24 protein-coding genes and 1 tRNA gene are annotated in these 23,981 nt (G+C 41.3%); 15 read left to right on the top strand and 10 right to left on the bottom strand.

The window, feature by feature from the left end:
* Positions 1 to 361 precede the first annotated feature (361 nt).
* Positions 362 to 2,218: a cation:proton antiporter gene (locus tag C5O00_RS05130; protein WP_105215528.1), complete on the top strand. Its 1,857-nt coding sequence runs from the start codon at positions 362 to 364 to the stop codon at positions 2,216 to 2,218.
* A 66-nt stretch (positions 2,219 to 2,284) separates the two neighbouring features.
* Positions 2,285 to 2,515, top strand: a complete 231-nt coding sequence (locus tag C5O00_RS14465) for a hypothetical protein (protein ID WP_158676780.1) — start codon at positions 2,285 to 2,287, stop codon at positions 2,513 to 2,515.
* A gap of 57 nt (positions 2,516 to 2,572) precedes the next feature.
* Here the strand turns inward: C5O00_RS14465 and C5O00_RS05125 are convergent, their stop codons facing one another.
* The 4 genes from C5O00_RS05125 to lepA all read right to left on the bottom strand — a co-directional run bounded on the left by C5O00_RS05125 (position 2,573) and on the right by lepA (position 8,513).
* Entirely contained in the window at positions 2,573 to 3,949 is a 1,377-nt protein-coding gene (locus tag C5O00_RS05125; RefSeq protein WP_105215526.1) for a hypothetical protein, read from the bottom strand.
* A 110-nt stretch (positions 3,950 to 4,059) separates the two neighbouring features.
* Positions 4,060 to 4,809: a LytR/AlgR family response regulator transcription factor gene (locus C5O00_RS05120; protein WP_105215524.1), complete on the bottom strand. Its 750-nt coding sequence runs from the start codon at positions 4,807 to 4,809 to the stop codon at positions 4,060 to 4,062.
* Position 4,810: 1 nt separating this feature from the next.
* Positions 4,811 to 6,646, bottom strand: coding sequence for a tetratricopeptide repeat-containing sensor histidine kinase (locus tag C5O00_RS05115; RefSeq protein ID WP_105215522.1), 1,836 nt, complete (start codon positions 6,644 to 6,646; stop codon positions 4,811 to 4,813).
* Positions 6,647 to 6,716: 70 nt separating this feature from the next.
* Positions 6,717 to 8,513 (bottom strand): translation elongation factor 4, encoded by a 1,797-nt coding sequence (gene lepA / locus C5O00_RS05110; protein ID WP_105215520.1) that lies wholly within the window; start codon positions 8,511 to 8,513, stop codon positions 6,717 to 6,719.
* Between the two features lie 105 nt (positions 8,514 to 8,618).
* On the opposite strand from lepA, the gene dusB reads away from it, so the two are divergent.
* Complete coding sequence (gene dusB, locus C5O00_RS05105) at positions 8,619 to 9,611, top strand: tRNA dihydrouridine synthase DusB (RefSeq protein WP_105215518.1); 993 nt, start codon at positions 8,619 to 8,621, stop codon at positions 9,609 to 9,611.
* On the opposite strand, the gene C5O00_RS05100 is transcribed toward dusB, so the two are convergent.
* The gene (locus tag C5O00_RS05100) at positions 9,608 to 10,816 is read right to left on the bottom strand and encodes an ABC transporter permease (RefSeq protein WP_105215516.1); all 1,209 of its coding nucleotides are present in this window, start codon (positions 10,814 to 10,816) and stop codon (positions 9,608 to 9,610) included. The genes dusB and C5O00_RS05100 overlap by 4 nt on opposite strands.
* Position 10,817: 1 nt before the next feature.
* Positions 10,818 to 11,231 (bottom strand): 30S ribosome-binding factor RbfA, encoded by a 414-nt coding sequence (rbfA, locus tag C5O00_RS05095; RefSeq protein ID WP_105215514.1) that lies wholly within the window; start codon positions 11,229 to 11,231, stop codon positions 10,818 to 10,820.
* Between the two features lie 40 nt (positions 11,232 to 11,271).
* Here rbfA and mce point away from each other — a divergent pair, with 40 nt between their 5' ends.
* The 3 genes from mce (at position 11,272) to C5O00_RS14720 (ending at position 12,216) form a co-directional block, all read left to right on the top strand.
* Positions 11,272 to 11,691 carry a methylmalonyl-CoA epimerase gene (mce, locus tag C5O00_RS05090; protein WP_105215513.1) on the top strand — a complete coding sequence of 140 codons (420 nt, stop codon included), beginning with the start codon at positions 11,272 to 11,274 and terminating at the stop codon, positions 11,689 to 11,691.
* A 56-nt stretch (positions 11,692 to 11,747) separates the two neighbouring features.
* Positions 11,748 to 11,821, top strand: a tRNA-Ile gene (locus tag C5O00_RS05085).
* Positions 11,822 to 12,000: 179 nt separating this feature from the next.
* Entirely contained in the window at positions 12,001 to 12,216 is a 216-nt protein-coding gene (locus C5O00_RS14720) for an Fjoh_0651 family PID-CTERM protein (RefSeq protein WP_394342093.1), read from the top strand.
* Here the strand turns inward: C5O00_RS14720 and C5O00_RS05075 are convergent.
* Complete coding sequence (locus tag C5O00_RS05075; protein WP_105215512.1) at positions 12,200 to 12,787, bottom strand: riboflavin synthase; 588 nt, start codon at positions 12,785 to 12,787, stop codon at positions 12,200 to 12,202. The two genes, C5O00_RS14720 and C5O00_RS05075, sit on opposite strands and share 17 nt — an antisense overlap.
* Positions 12,788 to 12,841: 54 nt before the next feature.
* Here C5O00_RS05075 and pdxA point away from each other — a divergent pair, with 54 nt between their 5' ends.
* The 9 genes from pdxA (at position 12,842) to C5O00_RS05030 (ending at position 20,210) form a co-directional block, all read left to right on the top strand.
* A complete protein-coding gene (gene pdxA / locus C5O00_RS05070) occupies positions 12,842 to 13,906 on the top strand; it encodes a 4-hydroxythreonine-4-phosphate dehydrogenase PdxA (protein ID WP_105215511.1) in 1,065 nt (354 codons plus the stop codon).
* A gap of 82 nt (positions 13,907 to 13,988) precedes the next feature.
* On the top strand, positions 13,989 to 14,531 hold the full coding sequence (locus tag C5O00_RS05065; protein WP_105215510.1) for a YceD family protein: 543 nt from the start codon (positions 13,989 to 13,991) through the stop codon (positions 14,529 to 14,531).
* A 9-nt stretch (positions 14,532 to 14,540) separates the two neighbouring features.
* Positions 14,541 to 14,738, top strand: coding sequence for a 50S ribosomal protein L32 (rpmF, locus tag C5O00_RS05060; protein WP_105215509.1), 198 nt, complete (start codon positions 14,541 to 14,543; stop codon positions 14,736 to 14,738).
* Between the two features lie 166 nt (positions 14,739 to 14,904).
* Positions 14,905 to 15,903, top strand: a complete 999-nt coding sequence (locus C5O00_RS05055) for a beta-ketoacyl-ACP synthase III (RefSeq protein WP_105215508.1) — start codon at positions 14,905 to 14,907, stop codon at positions 15,901 to 15,903.
* 25 nt (positions 15,904 to 15,928) lie between these two features.
* Positions 15,929 to 16,423, top strand: coding sequence for an acetyl-CoA carboxylase biotin carboxyl carrier protein (gene accB / locus C5O00_RS05050; RefSeq protein ID WP_105215507.1), 495 nt, complete (start codon positions 15,929 to 15,931; stop codon positions 16,421 to 16,423).
* 60 nt (positions 16,424 to 16,483) lie between these two features.
* Positions 16,484 to 17,836 (top strand): acetyl-CoA carboxylase biotin carboxylase subunit, encoded by a 1,353-nt coding sequence (gene accC, locus C5O00_RS05045; RefSeq protein WP_105215506.1) that lies wholly within the window; start codon positions 16,484 to 16,486, stop codon positions 17,834 to 17,836.
* 94 nt (positions 17,837 to 17,930) lie between these two features.
* On the top strand, positions 17,931 to 19,076 hold the full coding sequence (locus C5O00_RS05040; protein ID WP_105215505.1) for an NAD(P)/FAD-dependent oxidoreductase: 1,146 nt from the start codon (positions 17,931 to 17,933) through the stop codon (positions 19,074 to 19,076).
* Positions 19,076 to 19,771, top strand: a complete 696-nt coding sequence (gene mtgA / locus C5O00_RS05035) for a monofunctional biosynthetic peptidoglycan transglycosylase (RefSeq protein ID WP_105215503.1) — start codon at positions 19,076 to 19,078, stop codon at positions 19,769 to 19,771. Before C5O00_RS05040 ends, mtgA begins: the two co-directional genes overlap by 1 nt.
* Positions 19,752 to 20,210: a GreA/GreB family elongation factor gene (locus C5O00_RS05030; RefSeq protein ID WP_105215501.1), complete on the top strand. Its 459-nt coding sequence runs from the start codon at positions 19,752 to 19,754 to the stop codon at positions 20,208 to 20,210. The genes mtgA and C5O00_RS05030 overlap by 20 nt, the downstream gene beginning before the upstream one ends.
* Before the next feature lie 3 nt (positions 20,211 to 20,213).
* On the opposite strand, the gene C5O00_RS05025 is transcribed toward C5O00_RS05030, so the two are convergent.
* The 3 genes from C5O00_RS05025 to C5O00_RS05015 all read right to left on the bottom strand — a co-directional run bounded on the left by C5O00_RS05025 (position 20,214) and on the right by C5O00_RS05015 (position 23,964).
* Positions 20,214 to 20,735, bottom strand: coding sequence for a hypothetical protein (locus C5O00_RS05025; RefSeq protein WP_105215499.1), 522 nt, complete (start codon positions 20,733 to 20,735; stop codon positions 20,214 to 20,216).
* Between the two features lie 42 nt (positions 20,736 to 20,777).
* Complete coding sequence (locus C5O00_RS05020) at positions 20,778 to 21,725, bottom strand: ABC transporter ATP-binding protein (RefSeq protein ID WP_105215497.1); 948 nt, start codon at positions 21,723 to 21,725, stop codon at positions 20,778 to 20,780.
* Between the two features lie 76 nt (positions 21,726 to 21,801).
* On the bottom strand, positions 21,802 to 23,964 hold the full coding sequence (locus C5O00_RS05015) for a prolyl oligopeptidase family serine peptidase (RefSeq protein WP_105215495.1): 2,163 nt from the start codon (positions 23,962 to 23,964) through the stop codon (positions 21,802 to 21,804).
* Positions 23,965 to 23,981 lie beyond the last annotated feature (17 nt).

Here is a 23,981-nt window from a genome sequence, read left to right as displayed (position 1 = left end):
ACACGGATTGTTAGTAATTCTTAAGTTATAATTAAGAAATGAACTAAGTGATAATCATGTCCTTCAGGCGTTTACCGAAAATGGATATCGCATTTCTCTCATTTATTCCAGCCAACCATTCTTTTCCTAAATGTAACAAGGAACGCCCGCGTTATTCGATGCGAGTTCTAGAAAATACCATCCAAATCCTTTAAAGTTGAAGACATGATGTTTTAAGAATAGTTAGATTAGTAAAAGCAGGAAGAAACCGTTTTTAAGATATTTAAATAGGATCTACTTAAGGATGCAAGTTGAGACGATCGGGAATATTTTATTTTCAGACTACCTTGTTTATTACTATTTTCACACAAAATAATTTTCTATGCTCGAACTCGCTGGTATTATTGTATTGGGAATTTTAGCCCAGTGGGTTGCTTGGAAATTCAAAATTCCCGCCATTCTTCCTCTTATTTTGATTGGCCTGTTTGTTGGACCAGTATCAACTCTTATTTCGGAGGATGGCTCACAGTGGATACAACCTATCTACGATGGGAAGTCCGGCTTTTTTCCAGACCAGAACTTGTTTTATTTCGTCTCACTCGCAATTGGGATCATTCTTTTTGAAGGGGGGCTTACCCTTCGTCGTGGTGAGGTTGCAAAAATTGGCCCGGTTATCGGGAAGCTTATAAGCCTCGGCTCGGCTGTTACCTTTATTGGCGGTGGGGTTGCGGCTCACTATATCTTTGGCCTGGACTGGCGTATCGCCTTCCTGTTCTCTGCTCTTATTATCGTGACAGGACCAACTGTAATAACCCCTATTTTAAGGAATATCCCCTTGAAAAAAGATGTGTCGGCCGTTCTTAAATGGGAAGGAATACTTATAGACCCCATCGGCGCTTTGGTTGCGGTATTGGTTTTCGAATTTATTAGCGTTGGGGGAGACGCGGGATATACGAAACAAGCGTTAATAGAATTTGGGAAGATTATTCTTATCGGGTTTTCCTTCGGAATTTCAGGCGGATATGCTTTGTATTATTCCATTAAAAAGAAATTTATCCCTCATTATTTACTGAATGTGGTTTCCCTGTCCGTGGTTTTACTAATCTTTGTTGAAAGTGATGTCTTTGCTCACGAATCTGGATTACTTGCCGTTGTGGTAATGGGGATGTTCCTTGGGAACAGCGATCTTCCAAGTCTGAAGGAATTACTGTACTTTAAAGAGTCTCTAAGTGTATTGCTCATATCCATCCTGTTCATCCTGTTAGCCGCTAATATCAGCCTAGACGATCTTTTGCTGGTATACAACTGGGAAACGGCTATTCTACTAGCGGTAATTATTTTTGTTTTAAGGCCAATGGCGGTATTTCTAAGCACCACGGGCAGTTCCCTCAAGACCAACGAAAAATTGTTCATCAGTTGGGTGGGCCCACGAGGTATTGTTGCTGCGGGTATCGCATCTTTATTTGGCACTAAATTAGTGGAACAGGGCATCCCCGGCGCCGAATATATAACCCCTCTGGTATTCGCTGTTGTGCTGGTAACGGTTTTATTAAACGCAGCCACGGCGAGAGTTTTTGCCTCAATAGTAGGGGTATTTCTAAAATCTTCAGAAGGAATAATTATTATAGGCGCCTCGAAAGTCTCCAGGCTTATAGGAAATTATCTAGCCAAGAATAACAGACATGTCGTGTTGGTTGACACAAACGCCAGTAACATAGAGCGGGCCAGAGAATTGGGACTAGAGGCGATAAATGGCAGCATTTATACAGGCGATCTCACAGATAATATCGAATTGAACGATGTAGGTTATCTACTCGCCATGACTGGCAACTCCGAGATTAACAAACAAGCTATAATAAAATATAGAGATACCTTGGGTGAAAATGGTTCGTTCAGGCTTATGAGTGGTGACGAAATGAAAAATGATATTGCCAAAGATGTACATCGTAATGAGTGGTTCTCCTTAACCCATGATTATGTAAAACTTAGCGAGGTGGTTTCCGAATACCCCTCTATCCAGGAATTTCCGGTTCAATCCAAGGCGCAATTTTTAAAACTCCTGGCACACGTAGAAGAGAAAGATAATGTTGTAGCCTTATTTCTGAAAAACGAAAAGAATCATATAGACCTTATTACAGATCCGGAGAATATGGAAATTAGCGAAGGCTGCCAGTTGGTATATCTTGGCAAACCCCTGGATCCCGAAGGAGAAGCGAAGCGACCGGACAAGAGTACTTGAAAAGAAAATAATCTATAGTAATAAAGACTGGCCTGTCTCGTTGTAGGTTGTAGAAATCGATCCAGAATGAAATATTACCCCTCCGTTTATATTTGCGCGGTCCTTGTAGCATCCCTTTTTAGCTGCAAAAGTGATGATTCGGTTAGTTGTGTTAGTTGTAGTGCTCCGCAAACTCTCGATTTTACCTTATGCCGGGAAAGTGATGGCAATGCCTCGGTAAACGGTGAGAATACTGGCACACCTTACGACATCTACCTACAGGATCTGCGGGCCGATGGCGCTAACTGCGGAGGATAAACTAAACCCCGGGACAGCGCCCCGAGGTTTCCATTAAATAACACATCCTACTTAGCCTTATTTTTTATCAAGACCAATGCGCACACCAACACTAATCGCTCCTCTGTCGGTGAGAAATGATGTGTCACTAGAGGTATTTTTAAATTCTCCGTCCTTAGATTTAATAGTGATATTGCTGAATTCCACGAAGTTCACTTGTACACCTAACGCGATAGCCGATCCAAGCTGGACTTGTGCACCTAGATAGGCATTAGCCGCAAACCCTGATAGGTTTTGCTTGAAGCCAAAGGCGTCTATATTTCCGAAGAGATAACCCGTATTTATTCCGGTTATCACCCGGGTGTTTCCTCCCCCCACGGGTATTTGGTATTCGGCCGTAGGCCCAATAAGTACCTTTGTTTCTTTTATATCATCCCCATTAATTGCCGTGGTAGTCACCGAAGCTTTAGGTCCTACGAATAAGGGATTTCCCCCAACATCTCCTATATCGAACAAATATCCTCCGTAAATCACCCCTTGGGTATCGGTTTCAGATCCAAATCCAATTCCCAGGCCGGTATCGATGAAATTATTGTTATCATTTATGTCTTCGTCCGGAGCAGTAAAACTTCCTTTTTTAACTGGGTCTTCCAATTTTTTACAACAATCGATATATACCAGGGCGAGTTTAGGATTTTTGATCTTTCCAAAACGAAGTCCGAAATGAACGACAGTTCTATATTTTTCTTTAGAATTGAGATAATTATAATCAGTGGTATTGAATATCATCGGACCCGAACAGCTTGCGGTATATACATATTCCGCCTTTTTTACCTTGTGTTTGTTATTAGTAGTACAGGGACAGGATATAGCGACTTCTGTTTTCAGATCCCACTCCACTTGAGTAATAGAGAGTTTTTTGGTGTCCCATGTAAATTTGGTGGGTTTAATTATGGTTTTAGCTGTAACGGTACATTCTCCATGTTTAAAAGACGTTTCAAAAATTTTAAAACCGGATTTTTGAGCACGGCGAACCGTATAATAGAATCGATTAAATTCGGCTTCATCAATGTAAAATTTATTATAGTCTTTACCTAGCTTGTTTATAAACTCGGTTTTGGTCTTGGTCTCGGATAAATATTCAAGAGCCAATTGGTTGGTTATTTCAAAAAGAGATGTTTTTAGCCTTAGAGAATCGTCTACGATCTTTCCAATTTCCTTTATCAATGCTTCTTTAGTAGGAAACAATTTTTTTCTGGGAATGGAGGCCAAAAGCTTAGCGGGGTCACATTGTAAATTCTTGGAAGGAGTTTCTTTTGCTTGCCTGAGCATAGTAGCAAGTGTATTATATAAATTCTTACCACTCGCTACACGTGGATTCTTTTTTTGAGCATACACATCGGCGCCGGTTACAAGTGTCAAGGCGATTAATATTAAGAGGATCCTGACTTTCATAATTTCTGTTTTATGGATTACTATCCAAATGTGAGAAATGGAAAGATATTTATACAGGTAAATTTAGATTATGGGCGATGTAATTAGAATTTGAGTGGGATGAGTGAGAATTAGGAAAGCTCACTTAAATTATGAAGCAGAGCATTTACTTTAGCTCCCGAAACAGCGATATGCTCTCCCGTTACAAGCTCAAGGGTACTGTCCTGCTTATGAAACGTTTTAGCATAATCGAGATTCACGAGATAGGATTGGTGACTTCGGAAAAACGAAAACCCTTGTAAATGGTCATCGTATACTTTTAGTGACTTAGACACCAGGATCTTTCGGCCGTCGGCGATATGAAATTCAGAATAATTATTGTCGGATTTTACAAATAGTATATCCGAGATCTCTACAATGTGAATGGATTCAAGGGTTTTTAACACTAGTTTTTTCTTCTTTTCTCCCGGGTTGAAATTATGGAAGAAAGTCTTTAACTGTTGATTGTATTGATCCATATTGATGTGTTCTATCGCTTTTTGTACCGCCTGAACCAGGGCTTCGTCTTCGAAAGGTTTCTCAAGGAAATCCAGCGCACTGAATTTAAAGGCCTGAACCGCATATTTGCTGTGAGAAGTAATAAAGATGATCTTAAAGGGAATAGAATCATATTGCTGAAAGAGGGTAAAGACAACCTCATCCTGTAAATTTATATCGGAGATTACAAGGTCCGGGCTGTGTGTTGTGATATGTTCTTTAGCCAGCGAAAGGGTATTGGCAACCGGTACTAATTCCAGATCAGGAAAATGCTCCCGGAGTGTATCGGTGATCATTTCGGCCATGAAATGGTCGTCTTCAATTAACAGGCATCGTTGCGACATACTAAAGATATTTCAACGGAAAAGTTAGTATTATTTTTGTTCCCTGCCCGTCTTTCCCATCATGTTGAGAAGTTATTTCCAATTCAACAGGGTATTTTTCTGCTTTGAGTAAGTTTTCCATTCGCTGTTTAGTTATAGAAGTACCCATAGATTTATGCAGGCTGTTTGCATTTTTCTTTTCTGAATGGATTCCTTTTCCGTTGTCGATAATATCAACGCGAATTCGATCATTTTCTATACGATAATTTACTATTATCTTCCCTTCTGAAACCCCTGAAACCCCATGAATGATCGCATTTTCAACAAAGGGCTGCGTGAACATGGGCGGGATAGCTGTATTTGATGCATCCAGATTCTCATCGATCTCTACCTGATATTCGAAGGAATTGTTATGAACCAATTGCTGAAGCGCTAAAAAATCACTTATGGTGTCGTGGTCTTCTTTTATCGAAATGAACTTCTCTACCGAATTCTCCAGGATATTTCGCATCAAACCGCTGAAATTGGTAATATATCGGGTGGATTTTTTGGTATCATTCTTCTTAATAAAGTATTGTATCCCATTGAGTGCATTAAAAAGAAAGTGCGGATTTAGCTGCATTAACAGTAATTTTTGGGTTAATTCGGAGAACTGTAAATTTTGCTTGATCTTGTGGTTTTTATAGGCAAAGAACAAGAGGGTAAGTAGCAAGGCTACTCCGCCTATAGTGGCGAACAGTATACTTCTTTGATTCTTTAATTGAGCTGCTTTTAATTTGTTATCTCCTTCCAGAATCTCGATCTCCTGTGCCTGTTTTTCGGTCTCAAATTGTGCTGTAATGGCTGCGATCCTGTCATTTTCCTGAATGGTGTTGATGGAGTCCTTGATCTTACTGAATTGTGTCGATGCACGAAATGCAGCCGGATAATCACCGCTTCTCTCGTTGGCTTCGATCAGCTGTTCGTAGAACTGAGCTTTAAACTTGAGAATGTTGGTAGATTCGATGGCCTTGTTTAAATGATATTTTGCCTTTTCAAACCGCCCCGATCTCACACAAGCTGTTCCTATGTAATAATGTGTGAGTTGATAATTGGTGCCGAAATTTACCCGATCCATTATAGCAAGTGCCTTTTCCCCATCGGCGATGGCTTCTGTGTAATTTCCCAGATCGAGATGGATATTACATCGGTCACTGTACATAACTGCCGCCAAAACCGAATTATCCTTGTCTTCAATTTTCGTCAGGGCTTTAGTGGTCATCTCTAATTGCTTCCTTGCGCCTGTTAACCCCTCTGAATCTGAAAGATCGTGAATTGTGGCATTTTTGTTATGCGAAGCATTTTGGGAAGATTTTTCAAAGAAATACTCGGCCAGTTCGTCTTTCCCTAATTTTCGATAAATCATCCCCAGGTTTAGATAAGTGCGTGCCAGGCCGGCTGTATTAGCCGCCTTTTCCTGAATATCCACGGCTTTGAAATACATCCGCAACGCGTCCTCCATCCCTTTATGCCGATAATAAATACCCCCCATATGATTATAGGCCTGGCCCAGGTTCGACAAAGGCACTTTTTCCTCATTTTCGAAAATAAATTTGAGCACTTTTTCAACCTCTTCGGGTTCATCTCTTGTAAAGTGGTAAAAACTTTTCGCGACACTCGTTTTGGCTATGGTGTTTGTGTCCTTAGAGACAAGAGCCAATTGATATGCCTTATTAACATAGACCAGTGCAGTATCGAGATTAACCTGATAGGTTTCTTCTGCCCGATTTAGAAGAGAGTCAATTTCGGGGTAAGGATTTTGCGCTGTAGAAGCCCCTGAGAGCAACAAGGATATAGCAATAAGCACCCATAGTTTCATACCTAAAAAGGTACAAAAAAATCCGAAGCGGGGACCGTTTCGGATTTCAGCATAAATTGTTTAGAATCAATTAGTCATTGAGCTTCAGAACAGCCATAAATGCTTCCTGTGGGATCTCCACATTTCCTACAGCACGCATACGTTTTTTACCTTTCTTTTGCTTTTCGAGCAGTTTACGTTTCCTCGATATGTCACCCCCATAACATTTGGCAGTAACATCCTTACGCAGTGCTTTTACTGTCTCTCGGGCGATTATCTTCGCACCAATAGCGGCCTGGATTGGAATATCGAACTGTTGGCGAGGGATCAATTGTCTTAATTTTTCGCACATCTTCTTCCCTATATCGTAGGCATTGTCCTGGTGTAAAAGAGCTGAAAGCGCATCGACGGTATTTCCGTTTAATAGCACATCTACCTTCACAAGCTTGGAAGCCCTAAGCCCAATAGGTGAATAATCGAAAGATGCATAACCTTTGGACACGGTTTTTAATCGGTCGTAGAAATCGAAAACGATCTCCGCCAGCGGCATATCGAAATTAAGCTCTACCCGCTCGGGAGTTAAATAAGTTTGATTGGTGATCTGTCCTCTTTTCTCAATACACAGAGACATCACTGGCCCAACAAAATCGGACTTTGTAATAATGCTCGCTTTGATATAAGGTTCTTCAACCCGGTTTAGGGTAGAAGGCTCGGGCAGGTCTGAAGGATTATTAACCAAGATAGGTTCATCCGGGTTTTTATTTGTATATGCCTGGTAAGATACGTTAGGCACGGTGGTGATCACCGTCATATCGAATTCACGTTCAAGGCGTTCCTGGATGATCTCGAGGTGTAACATCCCCAGGAATCCACATCGAAACCCAAAGCCAAGTGCAGCCGAACTTTCAGGCTGAAAAACCAGAGAAGCATCGTTTAGCTGTAGCTTTTCCATGGAAGTTCTCAGTTCCTCATAATCTTCTGTATCTACCGGGTAAATACCGGCAAATACCATAGGCTTTACATCTTCGAAGCCTTCGATCATATTGGTGGTAGGGGTCTTAGCATCGGTAATAGTATCTCCAACCTTTACTTCACGGGCATCTTTAATGCCAGTAATAAGATAACCTACATCTCCGGTCTTGATCACCTGCTTAGGTATTTGTTTTAATTTTAGTGTACCCACCTCATCGGCAAAATAGTTTTTGCCGGTTGCCATAAACTTTATCTGCTGTCCTTTCCTGATCTCGCCATTAAGTACTCGAAAATAGGTCTCAACTCCACGAAACGGGTTATAAACCGAATCGAAAATTAAAGCTTGCAAAGACTCGTTGGCATTCCCCTTGGGCGCAGGGATCCTGTCGATTATCGCTTTAAGGATTTCGGTGATACCAATTCCGGTTTTGGCCGAAGCAGGAATAACCTCTTCCGCGCTGCAGCCTAAAAGGTCTACGATATCATCTGTCACTTCTTCAGGGTTAGCCGATGGCAGATCCACTTTATTAAGTACAGGGATGATCTCAAGATCATTCTCCAGAGCGAGGTATAAGTTTGAAATAGTTTGTGCCTGTATGCTTTGTGCAGCATCCACAACGAGTAACGCACCCTCACAAGCCGCGATGGAACGAGACACTTCGTAAGAGAAATCTACATGACCTGGAGTATCGATAAGATTCAGGATATATTGTTCGCCCTCATACTCATAGTCCATTTGTACAGCGTGACTTTTAATAGTGATCCCACGCTCACGCTCCAAATCCATATTGTCCAGCAACTGGGCTTGCTGCTCCCTGGCTGTTACAGAGCCGGTAGCATCCAGCAGTCTGTCTGCCAGAGTACTCTTCCCGTGGTCGATATGAGCGATGATACAAAAATTGCGGATGTTCTTCATAGCAGTCTTCTTCCAACAAAATTGGATGCAAATATAACTCAAAATATAACGGAACCTTATCTCTACCAAAGGTATTAGCTCATATTGTTTATTTTTGCATCAGTTATGGCAATGATAGGCGATATAAATGTTGGAGATTTTCCGCTTTTACTGGCACCCATGGAGGATGTGAGTGATCCTCCCTTCAGGGCGTTGTGTAAAGAGCAGGGAGCCGATGTGGTGTTTACAGAATTCATTTCTTCGGAAGGACTTATTCGCGATGCAGCGAAAAGTGTGATGAAGCTGGATATATACGAAAAGGAACGGCCGGTTGGCATCCAGATATTTGGAGCCGTTCTGGATTCGATGCTTCGTAGTGTTGAGATCGTGGAAGCAAGCGGGCCCGATATAATTGATATAAATTTTGGATGCCCTGTAAAGAAAGTGGTTTCTAAAGGCGCCGGCGCCGGGATTCTGAAAGATATAGACCTGATGGTTTCACTCACTGAAGCTATGGTTAAGCACACCAAATTGCCTGTAACAGTAAAAACGAGACTTGGCTGGGATCATGATTCCATTAAGATCGTTGAAGTTGCAGAACGTTTACAGGATGTAGGCTGTAAGGCGATCTCCATTCATGGGCGCACCCGGGCACAGATGTATAAAGGAGAGGCCGATTGGGCGCCTATTGCCGAAGTAAAGAATAATCCCAGAATGCACATACCTGTGTTTGGCAATGGAGATGTGACCTCGCCGGAAAAGGCAATGGAAATGCGTGATAAGTACGGGCTTGATGGGGCCATGATAGGCAGAGCGAGCATTGGCTATCCCTGGTTCTTCAAAGAAGTGAAACACTACTTTAAAACAGGGGAACATTGTGCACCGCCCACCATGGCCGAGCGGGTAGAAGCAGCGCGCAGGCATTTAACCATGGCCATAGACTGGAAAGGGGAGAAACTAGGAGTATTTGAAACAAGACGACATTACACAAATTATTTTAAAGGCATCCCCGACTTTAAACACCACCGAATGAAAATGGTTACCAGTGACGATTCGGCGTCTGTATTTGCTGCCTTCGATGAAGTACTGGAAAAATTTGGAGATCATCAATTCGCTTAATCAAGCAAACTCTCTTTCACCCGGCTAGAAGCAATTCGAGAAGCGACCACCCCAAGCAGGCTGATAGTTGCAAATACCACTATCACATTTATTAACTTCAACTTTACGGGATAAGGCAGGGAGGAGGTTATATACACAAAAGGAAGTTTTAGCTGTATCCAAACGATTAAAACGCCTAGAAGTATTCCTAAAATTCCACCAAGGGTGGTCATTAGTGTACCTTGTAGAAAAAATATCTTTCGGACGTTTTGCAGGGTAGCCCCAAGATTATAAAGTGTTTTGATATTCTTTCTTTTGTCCAGGATCATCATGATAATAGACCCTATCACATTGAATAGTGCAATAATAAGAACCAGGGTAAAGATGAGGTACACCGCGATATTTTCGGTGTTAAGCATTTTATACAGGGCGTCGTTTTGCTGAATTCTGTTCTTGATCTGTATTTCTTGTCCCTGAAATAATTCCTTCAAAGCTTCTTTTACATCTTCTTCATCTGATCCGGGAATTAGTTTGAATTCCACAGACGAAACCACGTCTTTGTCCAGACCCAGGAGCGATCGCGCCAATTCGAAATCGGAAAACACATATTTACTGTTAACGTCCTCATTCACTTCATAGAAACCTGCCACCACAACACGCTCCCTATTAAAGGCTCTGTCGATATTAAGCTCGGTGATCTGTCCTGTGCCCGGAGTGGGCACATAGATCTCCAACAGACTGGTGTAATCGTTAATCCCGATAGAAAGCTTTATGGAAGTATTCGTGCCAATTACAACTTCATTTCTTCCGGGCTCGAACCAATTACTAAGAAATAAAATACTGTCGACCGGAATCACATTAACATAATTAGAATCTACTCCTTTTATGTAGGCAATATGATTTTTTCCTTTATACTGAAGAAACGCCCTTTCCTCTATAATCTTAGAATACGCTTCAATTCCAGGGGTTTTCTCCAGCTTATCTGATATGGCATCTGTAAATCGCAAAGTCTTTCCACTTGCCGGGACTATTTTCAGATCACTGTCAAACACATTTGTAAATTGAAGGCTAAAATCCTTTAGGCCTGAAAAAGCCGACAGCACGATAAACAAGGACATAGATCCAACCACCACACCAATTGCGGCGATTACCGTAATCACATTGATTGCATTATTGCTGCTTTTAGAAAAAAGATAGCGTTTAGCAATATATAAGGGGTAGTTCACTTTAGGACTTTTTTCGTTTTGGAAGCAGATCCGGATCTTCCAGAGGGTTCTCCTCTCCTTTAACGGCCTTTTCTAAGTTTTCTATATACTCCAGACTATCGTCATTATAGAATATAAGATCAGGCATTTTACGAAGCTGGTCTTTCACAAGAAGCGCGATCCTGTGTTTTATAGTGGGCTTGATCACATTGAGCTCTTTCACTATGCCTTCTGCCTTATCTGAAGGAAAAACGCTAACGTAGACCTTGGCAATTGATAGGTCTGAAGTTACAGAAACCTTGGACACAGAAAGTATAACCCCGGTCTGGCCGGCATTTCTTAACATGGTCTGTAATTCATTTGCTAGGTCTTCCTGAAGAACGCCTGCAATTTTCTTTTGTCTGTTGCTTTCAGTCATAATGCAAAAATAGTACATTTAGAACGTTTTAATTTTTAATTTGCCGAAAACATAAAAGATGAAAAAGATCGAGCATATTGGGATAGCTGTTAAAGATCTGTCTCTAGCCAATGAAGTGTACCAAAAACTTATGGGCTACCAACATTATAAAACCGAAGAAGTTGCATCGGAAGGGGTTACAACTTCCTTTTTTAAATGTGGTGAAAGTAAAATTGAGTTGTTGGAAGGAACTACAGAGGACAGCGCGATCACAAAATTTGTAAATAAACGCGGAGAAGGAATTCATCACATCGCCTTTGCAGTTGATGATATCCGGGCCGAAGTTGATCGGCTTGTAAATGAAGGGTTTACCGTTCTGAACAAAGAGCCTAAGCGAGGTGCCGACAATAAATGGGTGGTATTTCTACATCCGAAATCGTCCCATGGAGTCCTTGTAGAGCTATGTCAGGACGTCGATCCCGCTATGATCGAATCGTAATTATACTATAAATTGTTTGCAGGAAATGTAAAGAATTATACTTTTGCAACTTATTTGGTCCCATAGCTCAGCTGGTTAGAGCACCTGACTCATAATCAGGGGGTCCTTGGTTCGAGCCCAAGTGGGACCACGAATTTTTGAAACGAGCGCTGCAAGACAGGAGTAACCAGAGGAGGAAGCGATTGCCTGAGCAGGACCAGAAAATTTGTCATAAGGACAATAAATACAATGAATTAGGAGTTATTAAAATTCTGATAATTCGATAAATTCTTTGTTGTTTAAAAAAAATTATTACTTTAGACGCTGAATATGCGACCCCAAATCGTAGCCATACTAACTATAGTACTTAGTTTACTAAACGGTACTGTTATGCATGCGCAGGTAGATACACCTCCGCCTCCGCCGCCTACCCCCCCGCCAGAACTTCCCCTGGACAGTGGGATAATTCTTCTATTGATAGCTGGATTGATCTACGGTTCTTACATTGTTTCGAAGAGAATTCGCCTTGCTAGAACGCGTTCATAAGACGTTTTACGTATTTTCCTACAACATCAAATTCCAAATTTACAGTATCACCTTTTCTTAGTTGCCGGAAATTTGTATGCTCGAAGGTGTATGGAATAATGGCCACACTAAATTCATCATCTTTAGAATTCACTACCGTAAGACTTACCCCATTTACCGTAATAGAACCTTTTTCGATGGTGATGTTTTTATGTTCCGAATTATATGAAAAAGTAAAATACCAGCTTCCGTTCGCTTCGCGTATTTCGGTGCAAATACCGATTTCATCCACATGTCCTTGAACAATATGGCCATCTAAGCGATCTCCAAGTTTCATTGCGCGCTCAAGATTAACCAGGCTACCTACCTTTAGTTCACCCAGGTTTGTTTTCTCCAGCGTTTCCTTCACAGCTGTTACAACATAACTTTCGGCTCTTACTTCAACTACGGTTAAACAAATCCCGTTATGTGAAACACTTTGATCCACAGAAAGTTCATTGCTTATATTTGATTGGATTTCCAAGTGAAGATTATCTCCCTCTCTTTGTATTTCTGAAATGGTTCCGAGAGTTTCTATTATTCCTGTGAACATGGATAGTATTACTTACATTTGTAAAACAAAAATACGAATAATAGAACAGGCTTAATGAGCAAAAATCAGAAAATAGTAGTGGGGATCTCCATAGGTGACCTTAATGGCATAGGCAGTGAAGTGGTACTTAAAACCTTCCGTGACAGTCGTATGCTGGAATTTTGCACACCGGTGATCTTTGCGTCTGTGAAAACAATGTCCTTTTGTAAAAAAGTTTTCGAACTGGACGACATAAGCCTACACGGTATAGACTCGCTCGACGCCATCCTGCATAAGAAGATCAATGTTTTTAATGTCTGGAAAGAACAACCTGAGATAAAGTTTGGAGAAGAGGACAAGGCAATAGGAACATTTGCAGTTAGATCTCTGGAGGCTGCAGTTTCCGCTCTGAAGGATTCTATGATCGATGTATTGGTAACTGCACCGATAAATAAATCCAATGTTCAATCTGAAGCCTTCAATTTTCCGGGCCATACAGATTACCTTGCTAAAGAACTTGGTGGGGAAAGCCTGATGTTATTAATTTCGGATGAACTTAGAGTAGGCTTGCTAACAGACCATGTTGCCGTTAAGGATGTTTCAGAAAATATTACAAGAGAGCTCATAGAAAAAAAGATAAACACTATTCACAAAACCCTAATTCAGGATTTTGCTATTTCTAAGCCAAAGATCGCGGTACTTGGACTTAACCCGCATAATGGAGATCATGGAGTGATTGGCACGGAGGATGACGAAATACTGGAACCAACCCTTACTAATTTGAGGAATAACGGCAAAATGGTGTTCGGTCCTTATGCCGCCGATAGTTTCTTTGGATCTGGAAATTACAAGAACTTTGATGTAGTGATCGCCTCCTATCACGATCAGGGATTGGTGCCCTTTAAAACCCTTGCTTTTGGAAGTGGAGTGAATTATACTGCCGGGTTGAGTAAAATACGAACGTCACCGGATCATGGAACGGCCTATGATGTTGCAGGAAAAAATAAAGCCAATCCCGAATCGTTCGAGCAGGCGGTTTTTGCGGCTATAGAAATCTATAGAAAACGCAAAGAATACCTCAAGTTATCGAAAGATCCGTTAAAACCTCTTCCGAAGCGATCATTTGCCAAAAAGAAGTAGTTAAATAGAATCGCTATTGAAATTATTTTATATCTTTGCAGCCGCCTTTTAGTTAAGGTAAAGCTGTTTAACGGGTGCGACCATGGAGGAACTGAAAGAATATACCATTCCTTTTATAGGATTGAAAATTGGAGAACACCGGTTTAATTTCGAAATTACGAATACGTTCTTTGAGCATTTTGGGTATGACGAGTTTGAAAAATCAAATATCAGGCTCGATGTATTACTGGATAAGAAATCGACATTACTCGATATCTACCTCGATTTTAGTGGTACCGTGGGTGTACATTGTGATATAACCAACGAACCATACGATCAGGCTGTATCTGGCAAGTATCATTTTGTAGTGAAATTTGGCCAAGAGTATAATGATGAGAATGAAGACCTTTTAATTCTTCCTCATGGAAGTCATGAGGTGAATATTCAGCAATATGTTTACGAATCGATCGTACTGGCCGTACCAACCCGAAGAATACATCCGGGAGTAGGAGACGGTACATTAAAAAGTGAAATACTCGAAAAACTTGAAGAATTACGTCCGAAAGGATCCAATGAGGATCTGTCGGGAAATGAAAATACAGATCCCCGATGGGACGAATTAAAGAAACTATTAACGGATAAATAATATTGAGTAATGGCACATCCTAAAAGAAAAATCTCAAGAACGAGAAGAGATAAAAGAAGAACGCATTACAAAGCAACTACCCCGCAAATCGCAACAGACCCAACTACGGGTGAGGCGCATTTATATCACAGAGCCCATTGGCATGAAGGGAAATTATACTATAGAGGCCAGGTAGTAATCGATGCTACTGAAGAAGTCGAAGCATAGTAAACTCGAAATACAATTTTGACTCCTGCATATACGTGCAGGAGTTTTTTTATTTCCAGTAAGTTTTCAAAAAAACATAAAAACGTCCACTTTTTGACGATTTTTTAGTAATTTTCGCATCTTTTAAGGCTGTTTTTATGCCTTTTTGCGAATTTAAGTCAAAGCTATGAGCAAAATCACAGCCGCAATAACTGCTGTAGGAGGATATGTTCCGGAATACGTACTTACCAATAAGATCCTCGAAACTATGGTAGATACCAATGACGAATGGATCACAACCCGCACGGGGATCAAAGAAAGACGTATTTTAAAGGAAGAAGGAAAAGGAACTTCCTTTTTAGCGATTAAAGCTGCCCAGGATCTGTTGCAAAAGAGCAATACAGACCCAAAAGACATTGACCTGGTAATTATGGCAACCGCCACACCCGATATGCCGGTAGCAGCAACAGGCGTTTACGTAGCCACCGAAATAGGTGCCGTAAACGCTTTTTCATTCGACCTGATCGCTGCCTGTTCCAGTTTCTTATACGGAATGTCTACCGCCGCCAGATATATAGAATCCGGAAAATATAAAAAAGTACTTTTAATAGGCGCCGATAAGATGTCGTCCATAATCGACTATGAGGATAGAACCACCTGTATTATCTTTGGTGATGGAGGAGGCGCGGTGCTTTTCGAACCAAACGAAGACGGTCTTGGAGTGCAGGATGAGATATTACGTAGTGACGGTATAGGGCGCCAAAGTCTGAAGATAGATGCCGGAGGCTCAATTCTCCCTCCAAGCGCTCAAACCGTGGCTAGCAAACAACATTATGTGTTCCAGGATGGAAAGACGGTATTTAAGTTTGCGGTGTCCAATATGGCCGATGTAAGCGAAAAGATCATGATGAGGAACGGATTAACGGGAAATGACGTAAATTGGTTAGTGCCTCATCAGGCAAACAGACGCATTATAGATGCAACAGCCAAACGCATGGATCTGCCGGAGGATAAGGTAATGGTTAATATTCAGAAGTACGGCAATACTACTTCGGCTACTCTACCGCTCTGTCTGGTGGATTATGAAAATAAATTGAAAAAAGGAGATAATTTAGTGTTCGCTTCCTTTGGAGGTGGCTTTACATGGGGCGCAGTTTATGTAAAATGGGCCTATAATTCGAACTGATTAACATAACTGAAAACCAATCAACATGGAATTAAAAGAAATACAAAACCTGATCAAGTTTGTCGCCAAATCCGGTGCCAGTGAGGTTAAACTTGAAATGGGTGATGTGAAGATCACTATTCGAACGGGTAAAACCGATGGAAATGGTGATACGCATTACATTCAGCAAGTACCGGCTATGACAGTGCCTGCACAGCCTCAGGCGGTTGCAGCTCCACAGGCAGATACGGCGCCTAAAGCCCCTGCCGACGCATCCCCGGCAGCAGATGAAGAATCTAAGTATGTCGTGGTAAAATCGCCTATCATAGGTACGTTCTATCGTAAACCTGCTCCAGACAAGCCTGTGTTCAAAGAAGTTGGAGATTCTGTAGCCGTTGGAGATGTTTTATGTGTGATCGAAGCCATGAAGCTATTCAACGAAATAGAAAGTGAAGTTTCCGGTAAGATCGTGAAAGTTTTAGTGGACGATTCAAGCCCGGTAGAATTCGACCAACCTTTATTTTTGGTAGATCCTTCATAAATTCAAATCACAGAGCATCACATTTGAAGGAATGTTTTGTTTTGAAATTTCTAGAAGATTATGTTTAAAAAGATATTAATAGCCAATCGTGGCGAAATCGCGTTACGTGTTATCCGAACCTGTAAAGAAATGGGTATTAAAACCGTAGCAGTATATTCGAAAGCTGATGAAGAGAGTCTTCATGTGCGTTTTGCAGATGAGGCCGTCTGTATTGGTCCGGCTCCAAGTTCTGAAAGTTATCTAAAGATCGCCAATATTATTTCTGCGGCGGAGATAACAAATGCAGATGCTATACATCCCGGTTATGGATTTCTTTCTGAAAATGCTAGATTTTCTAAGATATGTGAGGAGCATGAGATCAAGTTTATTGGTGCTTCCGCCGAAATGATCGAACGTATGGGTGATAAGGCCATGGCCAAGGCGACGATGAAGGAGGCAGGCGTGCCCTGTGTCCCCGGAAGTGACGGGATAATTCCCGATTTTAAGGCATGTAAAAAATTAGCTGAAGAAACCGGCTATCCTGTGATGCTCAAGGCAAGCGCCGGTGGCGGAGGAAAGGGTATGCGTGCCGTATGGAAAGAAGAAGATCTGGAGGAAGCCTGGGAATCGGCGAAGCAGGAAAGTAAAGCTGCCTTTGGAAACGACGATATGTACATGGAGAAGCTCATAGAGGAACCACGACATATAGAAATTCAGATCGTAGGAGACAGCACAGGCAAGGCTTGCCATCTTAGTGAAAGAGACTGCTCCATACAACGAAGACATCAAAAATTAACCGAAGAGACCCCTAGTCCGTTCATGACAAAGAAATTGAGGAACGACATGGGAATGGCTGCCGTTAAAGCCGCCGAATTTATTAAATACGAAGGAGCCGGTACGGTAGAATTTCTTGTAGATAAGCACCGTAATTTCTACTTTATGGAAATGAATACACGTATTCAGGTGGAACACCCTATTACCGAACAGGTGATAGATTTCGACTTAATACGGGAACAGATACTGGTAGCCGCGGGAGTACCAATTTCGGGAAAACACTACACTCCAAATTTGCATTCGATAGAGTGTAGGATCAATGCTGAAGATCCGTACAACGATTTTCGCCCGTCTCCCGGGAGGATCACAACGCTGCATGCCCCTGGCGGACATGGAGTACGGCTCGACACTCATGTATATGCGGGTTATGTGATTCCGCCAAACTACGATTCAATGATCGCCAAACTAATTACCACGGCACAAACACGTGATGAGGCTATCAATAAAATGAAGCGTGCGCTTGACGAGTTTGTTATCGAAGGGATTAAAACGACTATTCCATTCCACAGACAACTTATGGACCATCCCGATTATGTAGCAGGAAACTATACTACTGCCTTTATGAATAATTGGAAAATGGAATCACCGAACGAAGATTAAATAATTTCGAAAAATGGCTAAAAAGTGGGCCAAATTCCAAAAAAGAGCACAAAATCTTTAGGAATTTGGCCCTTTTTGTTGATTTTTACTTCAAATGAAGAAATTTCAAAATAACAATCTTTCGTATTGGGAGCGTAAAACATGGCTCAGCAATATAGATTTTGCCATCGTTGGTAGCGGAATAGTAGGGCTGAGTTGTGCCCTGAGCTTAAGAAAACGATATCCTGATAAGAAAATAGTAGTCTTCGAGCGTGGAATTCTGCCTAGTGGCGCGAGCACAAAGAATGCCGGATTCGCTTGTTTTGGCAGTGTTTCTGAAATTCTGGACGACTTAGAATCACATACAGAGGAAGAGGTAGTTGCAATTATTAAAAATAGAATTCAAGGACTAACCTTATTACGAAAAACGATAGGAGATCAGGCAATGAGATTCTATCAATACGGCGGTTACGAGATCTTTACTTCGGAAGATAAAAGTTTTTTCGAAGAATGTAGATCAAAAATACCCTATGTTAATCAATTGATGAAAAGGGCAGGTTTTACCCAAAAAGAGGTGTTTTTGTTTAAAAACGACCCATTTTCGTTTAAAAACACTCAAAAACAAGTAGTTTTTAACCAATTTGAGGGTCAGTTGGATACAGGATTTATGATGAATTCGTTAATTCAGAAAACACTAAAAAATGACATTTTTATACTAAATTCGACCAGTATTGACTCATTTTCGGTCGAAAAAGACAAAATTTCACTTGATTTGGCCAATTTTGGGGAAATTTCAGTAGAAAAACTCTTCATTGCGACCAATGGTTTTGCAAAACAGTTTTTTAATGAAGACCTACAACCAGCCAGAGCACAGGTTTTAATCACAAAACCTATAGAAAACTTACACATAAAAGGAACATTTCACCTAGACAGGGGATATTACTATTTCCGAAACGTGGATAACAGAATCCTTTTAGGAGGAGGAAGAAACCTCGACTTCAAAACTGAAGAAACGGTTCAAACCGGCCTCACAGAATTAGTGCAACATAAACTGGAACAACTACTTAGCACAACAATACTACCTAATACTCCGTTTGAAATTGACAGCCGATGGAGTGGAATAATGGGAGTTGGAGGCAAAAAGAAACCTATCGTAAAGAAGATAGACGACAATGTTTTTTGTGGTGTCCGACTCGGAGGAATGGGTGTAGCGATAGGTAGTTCGGTAGGCAAACAACTAGCAGATCTAGTAGATTCCTAATGATAAAAAAACTGTTCCGATTTCTGGTTAAAACTACACTTTGGTTTATAGTTCTTAGTGTATTATGGGTTTTGGTCTACCGTTTTGTACCTGTACCGGCAACTCCTTTGATGGCGATACGTGCATTTCAGGCGGAAGGAGAGCATGAGATACGGCATGACTGGGTATCGCTTGAAAATATTTCGAAATCTATGCAACTGGCTGTGATCAGTTCCGAAGACCAAAATTTCCTTCGACATAATGGATTCGACTACGACGCTATAAAAAGGGCATATAATGACAATAAAGCCGGGAAACGATTAAAGGGAGGAAGTACGATTTCTCAACAAACAGCAAAGAACGTATTTCTTTGGCCCGGCCGAAGTTGGTTTAGAAAGGCTCTCGAGACCTATTTCACTTTTCTTATTGAAAACCTATGGAGTAAAGAACGAATCCTCGAAGTTTATCTCAACAGTATCGAAATGGGAGATGGAGTTTATGGGGCCCAGGCGGCTGCAAGATACTGGTTCGATACAGATGCTTCTAGATTAACGAGCCATCAGGCCGCAGCTATTGCCGTTATTCTGCCAAACCCTCGTAAATATAAAGCCTCGCCACGATCGGCCTATCTCGAAGCAAGAAAGCAGTGGGTCTTGCGACAAATGAATAACTTAGGAGAATTAAATATTAGTAAAAATGACCAACCAGGAAATTAAATCGATTTTACTAAGCCGGTGTGAGCGTTATATTTCTGAACACAGGACTCGAATCAATGCTGCTATTGCCAATATTAAGGATTCCTTGTTTGATGAAGAAAAGAGCACTGTAGGTGATAAACATCACACCAATCGCGCAATGCTACAGTTGGAACGGGAGAATTTGAGTCAGCAACTTGCGGAAGTTGAAAAGCAAGAATTAATCCTCAATAAGATATCTCTTGAACACATCAACGAAATAGCACATTTAGGAAGCCTCGTAATTACAGACAGGGCTACATATTTTATGGGTGTTTCTGCGGGAGCTGTGGAAATAGATGGCAGCACTTTTTACTGTATTTCTCTCGAATCGCCTATTGGGAAGTTACTGTTAGGGAAAAAGAAAGGAGATACCGTACAATTTAATGATACCACCATAAAAATCAAGGAAGTGATCTAACAATTATTGTGGTAAATACGATTTAGGAATGGGATTATTTTCTGTTTCCTGAGTCCAGTAAATATTCACGATCCACCACCGCTCGCCATCATCAAGCAACTGTATACTGTTTATTCCCCGCATAAATGGCGCCGTGTCCAACTTACTTTTATATGATTCGTAGGTGCTGAAAATGTGAGTTATATTTCCAAACGTTTCGGTTTTTCGGAAAATTTCCTTTTCATAAAAACCATTTTCCATAAGCCATTTCCCGGCAGCTTCACTATAGTTTTCGGGAGTCATATATCGCACTTCGTAAACTCCTTCCTTATTTTTTACTGAAGGAATTAATTTTGCTTCCGGCGTGAACAGAAATCTGAATAATTCCCAATCGCGAGCTTCATTTTTTTCGCCGGAGATCACCCCGTATAAGGTTTCAATGAGGTTATCGATAGAATCTACTTTATCCATATAAGCCACATCCTGTCCTTTAATACCCGAGGTGTACAGAAATAAAGCCAGAGACAAGAGAATAGACCTTTTCATAATTGAAGGATTGTTTATGGTTAAATATACTAAATGATCACATCAATCACGTCTCTTTAGATAAAGTTGCTCCCCTTTGGGGATTTCGGCTTTATGCTCAAAAAATATGGTTTCCCCATTCCAATTGGCGAGAATAAGATAATGGCTGCCTTTAAAGTAACTCTGAAGAACACTTACCTGCAACTCTGTTTTTTCTGCAGTCACTTCAAGCTGATGGGGATATAGTATACTTTGTTTATTTGTATTGTCATGATTGAAAAGCGACGACGGCAGCTTATTTACCTCATCAAAGAATCCTGCCTGATATGTATCGGATACCGAAGAATAAACATGCCTGGGAGTGCCAAACGCATCAATTTTACCATTTTTCAGTAAAAGGATTGTATCTGAAAATGCCAATGCTTCGCCGGCATCGTGAGTTGCGGTGATACAGGCAATATTTTTCTCTTTCAAATAGCTGAACACCTTTCTTCTTAGCTTATTTTTTCTGAAGGTATCGATGTGGCTGAAAGGCTCGTCCAGTAATAAAAGTTCGGGTTCGTTAGCCAGGGCTTTGGCGAGGGCAACCCGTTGTTTCTGACCTCCGCTGAGGTTTTTCACCATAACAGTTGAAAAACTGGAAAGATCCACCACTTCCAACAAGGTTTCAACCCGGGAGGCGTCGGCATCCATATTGCGTCTTGAAAGATGTTCGGCAACATTTTCGGCCACCGTTGTAAAAGGCATCACGTTGAATTCTTGAGCCACTAGTTTAATGAATGGTTCCCCAGGAACAAGGTTGAATTTGGGTCCTTTTAGGATATTGTCATTCCAGGAGATAGTACCGTGTTCAAGGTGAAGCAAACCGTAGATAAGGTGGAGCAGGCTTGATTTGCCACAACCACTTTCTCCTAATACGGCCAGATGTTCTCCTTTTGCAAGACGAAATTCTATGTCCTTCAAAATTTCGTTTTGTCCGTAGGAAAAAGAACGGATGTTTACTTTCAGCATAATTCAGAAATAAAAAAGGTTGTTTCCTTTGCTCTTAAAGTTAGGAAACAACCTTCAGAAATACTTTTTTCAGAGCCTATTCTATTACTTCGGTATTTACTTTTTCAGGAAGTACTTCATATCCCATGTTGTAAAGTGTAAACCCGAAAATATCGGCGTATTGCTCAATGGTCTTGCTCACAGGAGTTCCTGCGCCATGACCCGCGTCAGTTTCAATCCTAATGAGTACTGGATTTGTACCCGATTGTTTTGCCTGTAATTCGGCAGCAAATTTGAAGCTGTGTGCAGGCACTACTCTGTCGTCGTGGTCTCCGGTAGTGATGAGTGTAGCCGGATACTCAATTCCTTCTTTAACATTGTGAACAGGGGAGTAGCCTTTCAGGTATTCGAACATTTCCTTACTGTCCTCCGCAGTTCCGTAGTCATATGCCCATCCTGCACCGGCGGTAAAGGTATGATAGCGCAACATATCCAGCACGCCTACTGCCGGAAGTGCCACCTTCATAAGGTCTGGTCTTTGGGTCATTGTGGCGCCCACTAACAAGCCACCGTTAGAGCCACCTCTTATAGCAAGATAATCTTTAGAAGTATACTTGTTTTCAATAAGATATTCAGCGGCAGCTATAAAATCGTCGAATACATTTTGCTTTTGCATCTTGGTGCCGGCGACATGCCATTTCTTACCGTATTCGCCTCCGCCCCGTAGGTTGGGTACAGCGTAGATCCCTCCTTGTTCCATCCAAACCGCATTGGTGATACTAAATCCTGGAGTAAGACTAATATTAAATCCTCCATAACCGTAAAGTATGGTTGGATTTTTCCCGTTCAGTTTGATGCCTTTCTTGTGTGTAATGATCATAGGGATCCTTGTTCCATCCTTGGAGGAATAGAAAACCTGTTTACTTTCGTAATCATCGGGGTTAAAATCGATCTCGGGCTTGCTATATATTTCAGATTCGCCGGTCTCCATATTGAATTTATAGATACTACCAGGGGTAACGTAATTGGTAAAAGAGTAATACAACTCTGTTTCGTCCTTTTTGGCACCAAATCCACCGGCACTACCTATGCCTGGTAATTCTATTTCGCGGACAAGATTCCCATCCATGTCGTACTGAAAAACCTTTGAAACTGCATCTACCATATACTCGGCGAAGATATACTTACCTCCGCTTGAGGGGCTGAGTACATTTTCGGTCTCCGGAAGGAAGTCTACCCAATTTTCCGGGCGCGGATCGGAGGCATCTACAGTTACGATCTTCTGGTTAGGAGCATTCAGGTTGGTGGCCAGATATAGCTTAGATCCGTCATTTTCCAAAACATAAGTGTCGCTATCTGTATGGTCCAGGATGGTAACAAACCCACTGGCTGGTTTCTCAAGGTCTTTTATAAATAATTTGTTCCCCGAAGTGGAGACACTGGCAGAGACAACCAGATACTTGTTGTCTTCTGTAACATATCCGTTAACATAGCGGTGTTTCTCTGCCGGAGTTCCACCAAAAACCAACTTGTCTTCGCTTTGAGGGGTTCCTAATTTATGATAGTACAATTTATGTTGGTCTGTTTTGGCAGACAGCTCACTGCCCTTAGGTTTATCGTAACTGGAGTAATAAAAGCCCTCATTCGATCTCCATGACAAGCCGCTAAATTTTATATCGTTCAGTGTATCTTCAATGATCTCTTTAGTTTCGGTGTTCATCACCAATACTTTTCTCCAGTCACTTCCGCCTTCAGAGATACTATAGGCAGCCGTTTTACCGTCTTCCGAAAAACTAAGGCCGCTTAGGGAAATGGTTCCATCCTCCTTAAAAGTATTAGGATCTAGGAAAACCTCTGCAGATGAAGGATCTTCACCCGTTTTATATCGGTAGATCACAAATTGATTCTGAAGTCCGTCATTTTTTCTGAAATAAGTATAATCGCCTTCCTTGAACGGTGCGCCAACCTTTTCGTAATTCCACAATGTTTCGAGGCGCTGCTTTAGTTCTTCTCTAAATGGAATACTATCCAGGTAGCCAAAAGTAACTTTGTTCTGAGTTTTCACCCATTCACCAGTTTCTTCACTCATGTCATCTTCCAACCATCGATACGGGTCTTTTACCTCGGTGCCGAAATAGTTGGTTACTGTATCAACTTTCTTGGTTTCGGGGTATGTCACAGCAATGGGTTCTTTTTTGATCTCTTCCTTACAGGCAACAATAGCCAGTACAAGAAAAGATAGTATTATACTCTTTTTCATAATGGTTCGAAATTTGA

Origin of the sequence: Pukyongia salina, from assembly GCF_002966125.1 — a bacterium.
GTDB classification, from domain to species: Bacteria; Bacteroidota; Bacteroidia; order Flavobacteriales; family Flavobacteriaceae; genus Pukyongia; species Pukyongia salina.
The sequence above is the reverse complement of the archived record's forward strand: the minus strand, read 5'-3'. Positions and strand labels throughout refer to the sequence as shown.